The organism is Siphonobacter curvatus (genome assembly GCF_002943425.1).
In the GTDB taxonomy this organism is placed as follows: Bacteria; Bacteroidota; Bacteroidia; order Cytophagales; family Spirosomataceae; genus Siphonobacter; species Siphonobacter curvatus.
Window position 1 is genome coordinate 3,456,932 of record NZ_PTRA01000001.1, and the last position, 12,733, is coordinate 3,469,664.

Sequence of the window (12,733 nt, forward strand, 5' to 3'; positions counted from 1 at the left end):
ACCTAAACCCTTCCTTGAAAAGCAGTAACTAGCTGGTAATCAATAAAATTTTATAGGTTTACCGTTGGATTTCCCCGCCGATCAGACTTTCTTTGAATTAGGCTGTCTATGCTTTTCTTGGAGCTATTCTTCGCTCCTCTGACAGCTCCGCCCGTTTCCTTACCCGAATACCAAAACACGTATATTCTCAACTGATCCAACGTCAGACCGAACCACTATGAACACTTATCATGAGTATGTTATTCACAACGGAGAGTTTATTGGCAAATTTGAAGAAATGTACCAGCGATTCGAGGATCCCTGGATGCAGTCCCGGCAGCCCAACCCCTACGGGCGTCAATGTGCTATTCTCAATCTGAAACGCTTTGGCATTGACTCACTCATTGAATTTGGCTGTGGTTTAGGGTATTACAGTAACTGGATTCACCAGGAAACGGGTATCATTCCGATGGCTTACGATATCAGCGAAACGGCCATTACTAAAGCTCGCCAGCAATTTCCTCAGCTAGATTTTCGCACGGGTGATATTGTAAAAGTACTTCAGGAACCCTTACCCGTTGATGCCATACTACTGGCTGAAATTGGCTGGTACATCCTTCAGGATCTGGACGAGATTATTGAGCTGCTTTACAAAAATTACGCGGGCAAATACCTGCTTAATAATCAGGTATTTTATAAGGGTACGCAGCGTTTTGGCCGAGAGTATTTTACTACCCTTCAGGAATACATCGATTACATGCCTTTCAAGCTCATCGGATATACGGAAGCGACGACGGTCGAAGATTCCACCATTGATACGTCGACGCTCTTTAAAATAGAGCCTAAATAAACCTTTGAAGAAAACGCTTCCTATTTCCGGCCCGATTGTACTAGAAAACCGAGCTTTAAGGTCACTCGTCTAAAACAATCCTTACGGGGACACTTTTCTATCGAACTTACTCCAACGTCCGGTTCTGATGGGTCGTTTCAGGAACTCTTTTGCCTTGTTTTTTCCGCACAAGTCATTTAATCTTTTTAATAGAATTCTAATTCCGCTCGACTAAATGACATTTTATTGCTACTTTTCGATTCAAACAAGCGACCAAAGAATTAATTCAGGTGAATAACTTATTCCAAACTTCTCTTGTCTTCCCTAAGGGTAGGACGCTCTTTTTTATAGTCAAGCCAGCAAGCCTGCTGTTTTCATTTTCCAGTATAAATGGCAACTGTTGAGAAACGTCCCGCCGCTAAGATTACCCCAAGCACTCTATTCACATCTTCATAACTTTATAAGTTCGTTTCATGGCCACTCTATTAGAGCTGGAGACATTCGGTACCGCCGAGATCGGTTATTTGGGCGTATTTGAAAAAATATTGCCTGGAGATATTAAGCGGGCCTTTTTTGTGTATGGCGTTCCTTCGGATCACCAGCGGGCCAAACACGGCCATTTGCAGTCCCATCAGGCTTTAGTATGCCTGAACGGTAGCTGTCGGATTGAAATTACTAATCAGTCAGGAACTACGCAGTATGACTTAAACTCCCCACAAAAATGCTTAGTCGTTGAACCCGCCGACTGGCTGATGATGGATCAGTTTTCGAAAGGTTCCGTTTTATTAGTACTTTCTAATTATTATTACGATTTAGACGACTATTTCTACGAAAAACCATGATTGCCCACCTGGACTTGGGTCGGGAAAACCGACCTTACGAAACGGAGCTGTTAGCCGCGGCTCAACGCGTGCTTACTTCCGGATGGTACATTCTGGGAAAGGAACTAGCGGCCTTTGAAACGGAGTGGGCAGCCTACTGCGGTACCTCTCATTGTTTGGGAGTGGGCAATGGACTGGATGCTCTGACACTGATTTTCAAAGCCTTGGAACTTCCCGCAGGTAGTGAAGTGATTGTACCCGCTCATACCTACGTGGCTTCCGTATTGAGCATTACTAATGCTGGGCTTACCCCCCGATTTGTGGAGCCAGACACTGCTAGCTATAACATTGACCCTCAGGAAATTGAAAGCCAGATTACCGAAAAAACACGGGCAATTTTGGTGGTACATTTGTACGGCAAATGCTGTGATATGAAGCCCATCTGGGAGCTAGCCCGTCGGTATAATCTGAAGATTGTGGAAGATGCCGCACAGGCTCACGGAGCCCTCTATCAGGGTCAGAAAGCGGGAAATTTGGGTGATGCGGCGGCTTTTAGTTTTTATCCGACCAAGAACCTGGGAGCCTTGGGTGACGCCGGAGCCGTCACGACGAATGACGCCGAATTGGCCCGTCGCGTTGGACTACTCCGCAATTATGGCTCAGAGATAAAATACTACAATGAGTTGCAGGGAACCAATAGTCGTCTGGATGAAATTCAGGCGGCCTTACTGCGGGTAAAGTTACCACACCTAGAGGCTGACAACAGACGGAGACGGCACATTGCTCATCGGTTTTTAACGGAAATCCACAGTTCCCTTTTGCAATTGCCCCCGGCTCAAACGTACGATCAGGACGTTTGGCATTTATTTGTGGTACGGGCCCGGCAACGGGAGGAATTCATGGCGTATCTGGCCGAACAAGGGATTCAAACGGCCATTCACTATCCGGTGGCTCCGCACCAGCAAGCGGCCTACGCCGAATACCATCACCTTTCTCTGCCGCTAACGGAACAATTGCACCGTGAGGTGGTGAGTTTACCGCTGTACCCTACCCTGACGGATCAGGAAGTGGACCAAATTATTCAAGCGGTGAACGCTTACAGCTTGGTAGTAGCCGAATGAGGTATAATATTTTCGATTTTCAGTCTACTGTTTTCAGTGGGAAAGGCTACCGTTGAAGGTCTATTAACTATTGGGCTTTCGGCGTTTTTTAGCGGCGTAATTTTTGGGATATACGTTAAACCAAAACTGGAAAAGGAAACTCAAAACTGAAAATTCTACGCATGGACATCAGTGTCATCATTCCGGTTTATAAAAGTGAAACAACCCTTGCCCCGCTGGTCGAACGGATTCTGTCAACCCTGCGGACATACCGGATGGAAATTGTACTGGTGAACGATGGGAGTCCGGACCGTTCGGAAGCCATCTGTACGGAACTGGCTGAACGTTTTCAGCAAGTGAAGTTCATTTCACTTCGCCGCAATTTTGGCGAATTCAACGCCGTCATGTGTGGCCTGCATTACGCCACAGGTCGATACTGCGTGATGGTCGACGATGATTTTCAGAACCCGCCTTCCGAAATTCTCAAGCTCGTCGCCGAAGCCGAACGTGGTCAGTATGACGTCGTGTACTCCTATTACCAGACCAAGCAGCATTCGCTTTTTCGCAATACGGGCAGTTGGGTCGTTAATCAGATGACGACCCGACTGCTCGACAAACCCCGCGATCTGTACTTGTCGAGTTTCAAGTTGATCCGGCAAGAGGTCGTACGGGAGATGATTCGCTATACAGGACCGTATCCTTACCTCGACGGACTTATTTTCCGCGTGACCCGTAACGTGGGCAAAGTAGCCGTTGAACACCACAAACGCGAGGGCGGCTCAAGCTACACCCTACGGAAACTCATTTCCCTGTTTCTCAATATTCTCTTCTGCTATTCACCCCGACCCATTCGGCTCGTTACAAACACGGGATTCGTCTTGATTCTTTTAAGCATTCTGGGTAGTTTAACCGAACTGGCGACTTCGTTCTTAAGCAAACATTTACCCGAAACGGACCACCTAATCTGGCTGACGGTCATTTTTCTGGGGGGCATTCAACTCGTCGGGCTGGGTTTAGTGGGCGAATACATCGGGAAAATATTCATGACGCAAAACGGACTGCCCCAGTTCGTCGTCAAAAAAACGATCCTTCCGAAAGAAATTTTTTCATGATTGGTAAACGTCAGGAATACGAACGGATGCACGCCACCGAGCAGTCGCTTTGGTGGTATCGAAGTCTACACCGACGGGTAGCTTATACCCTTACCCAACGCTTCGGGGAACGAAAAGACCTGGCTATTCTGGATGCGGGCTGTGGCACGGGCGGACTGCTCGAAAGTCTGCGTCAACAGGGCTACCAGCATCTGGAAGGCTTCGACGCTTCCGAAGATGCCGTTGCTTTTTCGCGGGATCGCGGCTTTGATGTTGCTTTCCATAACCTGCTGGCGGTTGAAAGTTATCACCCAACCCGAACGTACGATGTCATTATCTGCAACGACGTATTCTGCTATTTGAACGATACGCAGATCGTGCAGATTTTGAAGGAATTCCGGCGGCGACTGCGGCCCGGTGGTGTATTCATTACTAACAATAACGCCTTCTCCTGGCTGGGCGGCACGCACGCGGTAGCACTGAAAATATCCAAGCGATTTGTACTGTCGGAGTTAACTACATACGCTCAGCAGGCGGGTTTTCACGTCTGGAAAGGCGGCTATTGGAGTTTTCTGTTGTTTCCTCCTATTGCGGTCGTTCGGAGTTGGCAAAACTTCCAGCTGAAACGGGGCTGGGTCAATGCAGAAACGCTGTCTTCGGACGTACACTTGCCCGCTGCTCCCGTTAACCAGTTATTGAATGGGTGCATGAAACTGGAAGAAACGCTCTTACCCCTGGCTCCGCTGGGTAGTTCAGTATATACTGTAATGGAAGTGACCCATGGCTGAACCCGTGTGGATTCGAATGCTGCTGCTAGTCGGCTGGTTCCTGGTTTTGCTGTACGTCTGGGGCAATCAGAAACGGACGGAAAATGCTCCCTGGCTTTTTTATGTACTCATCGGTCTGGTACTGCTTAGTCGTAGCTCAAACATCGTAGAGTACGAACCTAATGTAGATACCAGTACTTGGCTAACGAGTACGCTCACCATCCGACGGGCTTCCGATCCAGTCTGGACCTGGTTAAATTACACGGACGGACGGCCCTTCACGGTTGCTCCCCTCTGGCTGGCAAGTCTCCTGGGCCTACCCCTCACCTACGGCGGAGCCGAATGGCTTAGCGTGATTTTATGGTGCATTACCCTAGTGGCTTTGGCGGGAATACTCAAAGCCCTCGGCTGGAAATCCGGACGGGCTTTTATTTTCGTGGCGGCACTGGCGGCCTTTGTCGGTACCACGGGCTACATCGACCACGTAGCCTACAACTCGGAAGTCGCCAGTATGTGGTTACTGGCTCTGGCTCTTTGGGGCTTTTTTTACTGGGCCGAACGCCCGGTAACCTGGGGTGCTCTGGTGGTGGGTTTGCTGCTGGGATTACTGCCTTACGCCAAATTCCAGAATGCTCCGATGGGACTGGTCATTGCCGCCTTCGCGGGCTTTACCTGGCTACGGTCCCGCCAGTGGATGGCCGTGGTTCTGTTGGGTCTTGGCGGTTTGTTACCTACGCTGGGCTTTGTGGCGTACTACGCAGGCTTAGGTCAGTTGGAAACGTTCTGGAATCACTACTTCCTGTATTATTTCTACTACAGCTATACGGACGAGTTTTCGAAACTGACCACCTGGGAACGCTTCACGCCCGTACGTTTCCTGTACCTGACCCTGGCCAGCCCGGATATGCGGTGGTACGCAGCCGGTCTCCTGCTCGCAACGGTCGGGTTATTCGTTCATTTCCTGCGAAAGACGAAGACTACGTACGACTGGCTGGCTCTGGTCCTGCTACTGACCACCTATTACGCGATGTTACAGTCAGGCAATAATTTTCACCATTATGCCTTGTACATCCCCTTTCTGGTACCTGTTGCTCTTGGCATCTGGGCCCGGGATTTACCCGTTCGCACGCAAAAAACGGTACTGAGCATCGTCTTACTGGCCGCTGGATTTCAGGCGGGTTATAATCTCAATCAACGCGGACCGGTACAGCCTACGGCGAATGAACCACTGACCCAACGTGTGGCTTCGGTCATTCGGGCGAATAGTAAACCCGAAGAACGGATGGTACTCTGGGGTTGGTTCGATCGCCTGTACGTGTACGCTCAACGGCCCATGGGTTATCGGTATCCGTATACCATTGGTATTTTCTGGCCCAGTCCGCTGCACGAGGTTCGGGTCAAAGATTTCATTCACGATTTGGAAGAAAACCAACCAGCGATTTTCGTGGACGTCTGTGGTACGGCTCTTACTTTTTACGGTACTACCGCCGAACGGCACGAAGCCACCCCCGAAGTGGCCCGGTACATTGCTTCGCATTACCGACTGATTCAGGACATCGAAGGGGTACGGCTGTACAAACGCCTGCATCCCTAGATTTCAACGGCTCTTTCATTCCGCTTCCCGAAGGTTCATTCGTTCGGGAAGTTTTGTTTTTAGACTGGTACGTTCTTTTGAAGGATCGTTTACCCTTCAACAACCCATACGTCATTCACTCTAAACACTTCTTCATGAAAGCTGCTGTGTTTCACAAAGTCGGCGATATCAGTGTCGATAACGTCGATGATCCCGTCATTGAGCATCCCCGCGATGCCATCATCAAAGTCACTTCAACGGCCATTTGTGGCTCGGATCTGCATATTTACGATGGATTTTTCCCGCAACTCAAAGATCAGATCATGGGTCACGAGTTTATGGGTATTATTGAGGAAGTAGGCTCGGGCGTTAGTAACCTGAAAAAAGGCGATCGCGTCGTAGTTCCCTTTCCCATTGCCTGCGGTCACTGCTATTTCTGTAATCACGGCCTGCAACCCCACTGCGAAAATTCCAATCCCGAACATTACGGTCCCGAAGGCGGCCTGATGGAAGGTCGCGGCGGTGCCTTATTTGGGTACACGGATTTGTATGGCGGTTATCCCGGGGGTCAGGCGGAGTACGTCCGCGTGCCTTTCGCCGATTACGGCCTGCGAAAAGTCCCCGATCTGCTGCGGGACGAGCAGGTTTTATTCCTTACGGATATTTTCCCTACGGGCTGGTCGGCCATTGACTGGGGAAATCTGAAGGGGGGCGAAACCGTAGCCATTTTCGGTTCGGGTCCGGTAGGGCTCATGGCTCAAAAAGCCGCCTGGATTCGGGGAGCGGGCCGGGTGATTGCGATCGATCCGGTGAATTACCGACTCGAACGGGCCAAGAAAGTAAACAAAGTCGAGACGCTTAATCCGCACGAAGTAGACGTTGTAGAAGCTATCCGCCAAATGACCAATGGCCGGGGAGCCGACGTTTGCGTAGATGCCGTGGGGGTTGAGGCCGAGCGTTCGTTCCTCGATAAAATGAAAGCGGTGATCAACTTCGAGAAGGGTTCCATTAAAGTTATCGAACTTTGCATCAAGGCCGTACGGCGGGGCGGCATTGTTTCGGTAGTCGGTGTATATGGTACGCCTTACGATAATTTCCCGATTCACAGTCTGGTTGATAAAGGGCTTTCCATGCGATTTGGTCAGGCTCCGGTACAAAATTACATCGATGAATTATTCCAGCTGGTGGAACAGGATCGCGTCGTACTGGACGACATTATCTCGCACGTCCTGCCGCTTTCGGAAGCCTCCCACGCGTATGACATCTTCAAAAACAAAGAAGATGATTGCGTGAAAGTGGTACTAAAGCCCTAAGCGTTTCCAGTGGCATACCTAACAAGGGCCGATAGCAGTACGCTACCGGCCCTTTCGATACATTGAAGGTTAACTTTTGGGTTACCAGCCTTCGTTCTGCACCAGATTCGGATTTCGCAGGGTTTCGTCGGTGGTAATTGGTAGCACGTACATGGCATTTCGCCAGAGACGATCTTCTACCTTAAATCGTTCGTACCGGAATCCACCCGGAGCATTAGCGTCCACGACGGGTTTCATGCCGTAAATAGTTTTCTCGGTGTTTTCCGCAATTTTCCAGCGGCGTACATCCCAGAAACGGTGATTCTCGAAAGCCAGCTCAATCCGTCGTTCATTGCGGATGCGTTGCCGCATCTGGGCCTGCGTGAGTCCGGTAGCCAATTCCTTCGCTCCCGCCCGTTTGCGGATCAGATTTACGTATTTCAAAATATCGGCGTTTCCTGGATCGTACTCATTTAGAGCCTCGGCGTAGTTCAGGTAAAATTCGGCCAGACGGAAAATAATACCGTGTACATCCCGGCCCTGCCCCTGCCCAACGGTGATGTTTTCATCAGCCAGTTTGCGGTTGCTATACCCCGTTCGGGTGCGATCGGTTGCGGTACTTTGCTCATCTTTTCCGCCCGCGTAGGTTTCAATTTTACGTCCTTTCCAGGTTGAGCCGTTGTACGTAATGTCGGAATAGAAACGAGGTTCGCGGTTCTCGTAAGGGCGAGCTGGGTCGTAGCCGGAGGTCGGATCACTGATGGGTAATCCATTCGCCATTTCGTAATCATCCACCAGGTTTTGCGTGGGCGATGCCCCCGACCAGCCATTGCTGCCGTATGGGAACAGATAGCGGTCGTAATCCTGATTGGATTCCCGCATCCGTACCCAAATTACTTCGTTACTCTGCAACGTACGGCTTTTGTACATCTCCTGCCGATCCTTTAGCGTAGGTTCCAGCGTATAATTGAGGTCAATGACGGCCTTGGCGGCATCGGCGGCTTTTTTCCACTTTTCCGGATCCGAAGCGGTTGCATTACTGCTGATATCGGGTCGGAAACCCGTCTTTCCGGCAATGGCCCACAATGGACTCGCCGAGTACAACAGCATCCGGGCTTTCAGGGCCAGACAGGTCCCTTTGGTTACCCGCCCGACCTGATTGGAAGGATACGTAGCCGCCACGCGTTTATAGGCTTCATCACAGTCGGCCAGCACCTGCTGCAAACAGGCATCGTACGAACTGCGGGGTTGGTTCAGACCTTCCATGTCCGTCTGTTCCAGTACCCGATTCACGATCAGTACGCCCCCAAACTGACGCATCAGATCCGCCAGATAGTAAGCCCGCAGGAAGTATACTTCACCGATCCGGTTTTGCAAAAAGCCGGGATTATTGGCATCATCCGGTGTTTTGTACTTTTCAATCCCCTCCAGCAATGTATTAGCCTGCCGAATGGCTACGTAGTTTTCCCGCCAGGTATTACCGATCGGGTTATTGTTACCAGACCAGGAGCCATTGTTGAAACTCATAGAGCCCATCCAGGTCGAAGCGTCCTTGGATTCGTCGGTGCCCGAAGACATCGAATACCCACCTAGGTACGTATACGGCCCGCGAATGCGACGGTAGAGGTTATTGACGACCTGATCGGTCATGACGAAGCTGGTGAAAATATCTTCGTCCTGTTGCTGGGTTACAGCGGCCCGGTCCAGAAAGTCGCTCTTACAACCCGTGGCCAGTTGCAGAGCCAGAAATAAAGCAAGAATACGCGTATGTTTCATAGAAGTAGGCTTAGAATCTTAAATCAATACCGAGGTTCCAGATTTTTTGAATGGGGTACATGGCTCCGTTACCATCACCAATTTCAGGATCCACCTGAAAATCCTTGAGTTTATCCCAGGTATACAGGTTCATCCCATTGACGTACACCCGGAAGTACGAAAGCCCAATAGGTGCCAGCCATTTTTTAGGCAGTCGGTAGCCCACTTCCAGGTTTTTGATGCGTAGATAATCCGCACTTCGGATCCAGAACGTGGAACCCCGGTGGTTGTTACCGTTGGTAGAAGCGTGTAAGCGGGGATACGTAGCCGTTGCTGCCGTTTCAGGGGTCCAGCGACCCAGGTGGAAGGGTTTTACTTTTCCACTCTGGAAGAATTCATACACGGCTTCATTGTTGAGCATAACGTCGGTGTGAGCTGCTCCCTGCAACAATACTGACACATCGAAGCCCTCGTAATCCACGCCAATGGAGCTACCGAAGATGATTTCGGGCGTGCGGGCGTAGCCAATGGCCGTTTCATCGAAGCTGGTCTGGACGCGGTCGTACTCGTCGCCCGTCAACTTACGGTACTTCAAATCACCGGGGCCATAGGTTGAAAAGTTTTGGAAGGGGCTGCTTTTCACATCTTCTTCATTCTGGAAGAAACCCTCGGCAATCAGACCGAATTTCGTACCCACGGGGCGTCCCGTGCGTCGCATCCAGGGATACGGCCGGGCCACTTCATCCTGATACACAATTTTGTTGCGGGCGAAGGTGACGTTGGGCTTAATGAAGTAATGCACCCGACCGATTTTATTGTCGTGGGTCAGCTCAAACTCAAAACCTTTGTTATCGACGATACCGATGTTCTGGGCTTTAATATCCTGACCAAACACGTCGGAAAGCGTACTCCGGCTGATGAGAATATTGCTACGCCGCTGACGGAACAAATCGAGTGTAAAACCCAGACGACCACCCCAAAAGCGGGTTTCAAGCCCTACGTCCAGTTGCCGACCGCGTTCCCAGGTTACGCCGGGGTTTCCGATGGCCTGCTGAAACCAGCCGTTGGCCCGGGCGGCATTCGTACCGAAGTAGTACGCATCGCCATCGCCACCACCACCCCAGGAGGTAAACCAGAGAAAACGCTGAGCTGCCGATGGGTATCGATCCCCGCTGGAACGATCATTCCCTACTTCGCCGTAAGAAGCCCGGATTTTCAGAAAATCATCCGCCCGCAGGTGTTCTTTGAGGAAACCTTCCTCGGAAATTACCCAGCCCCCCGAAATAGACGGGAATAAACCGTAGCGGCTCTCGCGGGGGAAGTTCTCCGAACCCTGATAGGAAGCACTCACTTCCAGCAGGTACTTCTGCTTGTAGTTGTACGTTCCCCGGAAGAGAAGCGATTGATAGGCGTACGGAATCTGCGATCGGTACTCCTGCAAGCGGCGATTCCAGAGTAACATGCCCGTCAGGTCATGATCTTTAAATTGACGGTTCCAGTTTAACGTAGCCTCGAAGTAGGTATTCCGTACGGCATCGCCGCCACCAAAGCTACCGTTTGGATCGATCCGCGTGTCCTGACCAAACTGCTTGTAGCTGGTGATCTGTCCCTGAGCATTGTAAATCGGCTCAAACAGAGCGTAACTACGCGTGAACGAAGAGTTGGGCGTATTGGTATTGTCATACGAGAACGAAGCCTTTGCACTGAGGTTTTTCGTAATAAAATCAAGTTTTCGGGTCAAAGCAAAGGTCCCTTGTACCGTGTTGTTATACCAGTGGCGGTAACCTTTCTGTGAGAGTTCTCCGTAGATATTCTGCGTAAACGTACCGTTGCCAAACATCGATCCGTCCGGATTGAAGATCGGGTAAATGGGCGGCATTCGGTTAGCCAGGTTCATGATATCTCCGGCCGAGTTGTTTCCGTCAGTACGGTCCGTGAGAATCCCCGCTAGATCCAGCCGGGCCGACAGCGTGGAGGTAATATCCACGTCTACATTGGCCCGTAGGTTGTAGCGTTTCATGATATTATTACCGTTATAGCCCTCCTGGTTTTCCTTGGTATGCCGGTAATTTCCTTCCTGAAAGTTATACCCCGCCGAGATAAAATACCGGGCTGTACTGCCTCCCCCGCTCACGTTCAGGTTAGCCTGGGCCACGCGGGAGGGCTGCATCAGAAACTTGTAGAAATCCGTGTTGGGCAAACTACCGTTGCGGTACCCTTCCAGTTGCTGGTCGGTAAAGGCGGGCTGCTGACCGTCATTTCGTAGGGCTTCGTTGTACAGCGTTGCGTAGTCGTACGAACCCAGGTACTTGGGCAAACGAGTCGCCTCCTGTACCCCGATGGACGAACGAAAACTCACCTGCGGAGCTCCGGAGCTGCCTCGCTTTGTAGTCACGAGGACAGCTCCGTTGGCACCCCGCATCCCGAGCACGGCGGTAGCTGCGGCATCCTTCAAAATAGTCAGACTTTCAATGTCGTTCGGGTCGAGGTAATCCATGCTCCGTTCGACCCCATCCACCATCACAATCGGCGTGGCGTTGTTAAGCGTATTTACGCCGCGGATGTATAGCGTACTACCATCCACGCCGGGTTCGCCGCTGCGTTGGGTCGTAATCAAGCCCGGCAAACGGCCCGCCAGAGCGTTAGTCAGGTTGGATACGGGGCTCTGTACCAGCTCTTTCGTACCGATCGAAGCGACGGCACCCGTAACGGTCGCTTTTTTCTGCTGACCGTAGGCTACGACGACCACTTCATTAAGACTGTTGCTATTCGGCTTGAGCTGTACGTTGAGTTTCGAACGACCCGTAACGGGCCATTCCTGCTTTTCGTATCCAATGTAACTAAAGACAAGCACTGCTTCGCGGTCGGGTACGTTGATGGCGTAGTTACCGCTGGCATCGGTAGTAATGCCCCGGTTCGTGTTTTTGATGGCCACGTTTACGCCCGGCATGCCGGTGTTGGTTTCGTCGGTTACGGTTCCGGTGATGGTCAGGTCCTGTACGCTATTGGCCGCCAGTAGTACACTGTTTTCTTCCGTAGTCAGGGCTTCCTCCTGGGCCATGTGCAGAATGATGGTGGACCCTTTCACCTTGTACCGAATCTGCGAAGCATTCCCGAAAAGCGTTTCCAGAATATGGAAAAGCCGCTCGTTCTGAGCCTGTAAGCTCACCTTTCGGGTGGCCTGAATAACCTGCGGACTGTACATAAATTGTACCGCCGCCTGCTTGCCGATCTGTCTAAGGGCCGTACTAACTTCTTCATTACTAATGTTCAGGGTGATTCGTTTATTTAGTAGTTCCTGTCCGTTGCCATCAAACGCGGCGGCCAATGTCGTACCCAGAATTACTAATAGAAACTGACATATAGATAAACGCATGATTCTGAGTAAAATCTTATTCGGTTTCCTATTGTTTTTCATAGATTTGTGGTTGTACTGGTTTGAAAAAAATTGGTATAGCAAGCCCCGTTTCCGGCCGGTAAGGTCGGAGTAGATCTGAGCAAAGATTTGGGACTTTTCGGGCGGAAG

General features: G+C 50.8%; 9 protein-coding genes. 7 read left to right on the top strand and 2 right to left on the bottom strand.

Translation table 11 applies throughout. From position 1 onward, the window contains the following. Positions 1–217: 217 nt before the first annotated feature. The 7 genes from C5O19_RS14350 (at position 218) to C5O19_RS14380 (ending at position 7,473) form a co-directional block, all read left to right on the top strand. Complete coding sequence (locus C5O19_RS14350) at positions 218–829, top strand: class I SAM-dependent methyltransferase (RefSeq protein ID WP_104713336.1); 612 nt, start codon at positions 218–220, stop codon at positions 827–829. A 452-nt stretch (positions 830–1,281) separates the two neighbouring features. Continuing rightward, positions 1,282–1,650, top strand: coding sequence for a sugar 3,4-ketoisomerase (locus tag C5O19_RS14355; RefSeq protein WP_104713338.1), 369 nt, complete (start codon positions 1,282–1,284; stop codon positions 1,648–1,650). Beyond that, complete coding sequence (locus C5O19_RS14360) at positions 1,647–2,750, top strand: DegT/DnrJ/EryC1/StrS family aminotransferase (RefSeq protein WP_104713340.1); 1,104 nt, start codon at positions 1,647–1,649, stop codon at positions 2,748–2,750. Before C5O19_RS14355 ends, C5O19_RS14360 begins: the two co-directional genes overlap by 4 nt. Before the next feature lie 161 nt (positions 2,751–2,911). Then, on the top strand, positions 2,912–3,841 hold the full coding sequence (locus C5O19_RS14365) for a glycosyltransferase family 2 protein (RefSeq protein WP_104713343.1): 930 nt from the start codon (positions 2,912–2,914) through the stop codon (positions 3,839–3,841). After that, positions 3,838–4,608, top strand: a complete 771-nt coding sequence (locus C5O19_RS14370) for a class I SAM-dependent DNA methyltransferase (protein WP_104713346.1) — start codon at positions 3,838–3,840, stop codon at positions 4,606–4,608. The genes C5O19_RS14365 and C5O19_RS14370 overlap by 4 nt, the downstream gene beginning before the upstream one ends. Then, positions 4,601–6,181: a hypothetical protein gene (locus tag C5O19_RS14375; RefSeq protein ID WP_133163369.1), complete on the top strand. Its 1,581-nt coding sequence runs from the start codon at positions 4,601–4,603 to the stop codon at positions 6,179–6,181. Before C5O19_RS14370 ends, C5O19_RS14375 begins: the two co-directional genes overlap by 8 nt. Positions 6,182–6,315: 134 nt before the next feature. After that, on the top strand, positions 6,316–7,473 hold the full coding sequence (locus C5O19_RS14380; protein WP_104713350.1) for a zinc-dependent alcohol dehydrogenase: 1,158 nt from the start codon (positions 6,316–6,318) through the stop codon (positions 7,471–7,473). A gap of 81 nt (positions 7,474–7,554) precedes the next feature. Here C5O19_RS14380 and C5O19_RS14385 read toward each other — a convergent pair whose 3' ends face one another. Together C5O19_RS14385 and C5O19_RS14390 are read right to left on the bottom strand one after the other, a co-directional pair. Further along, positions 7,555–9,228 carry a RagB/SusD family nutrient uptake outer membrane protein gene (locus C5O19_RS14385; RefSeq protein ID WP_104713353.1) on the bottom strand — a complete coding sequence of 558 codons (1,674 nt, stop codon included), beginning with the start codon at positions 9,226–9,228 and terminating at the stop codon, positions 7,555–7,557. Positions 9,229–9,238: 10 nt separating this feature from the next. Then, positions 9,239–12,583, bottom strand: coding sequence for a SusC/RagA family TonB-linked outer membrane protein (locus tag C5O19_RS14390; RefSeq protein WP_165796023.1), 3,345 nt, complete (start codon positions 12,581–12,583; stop codon positions 9,239–9,241). Positions 12,584–12,733 lie beyond the last annotated feature (150 nt).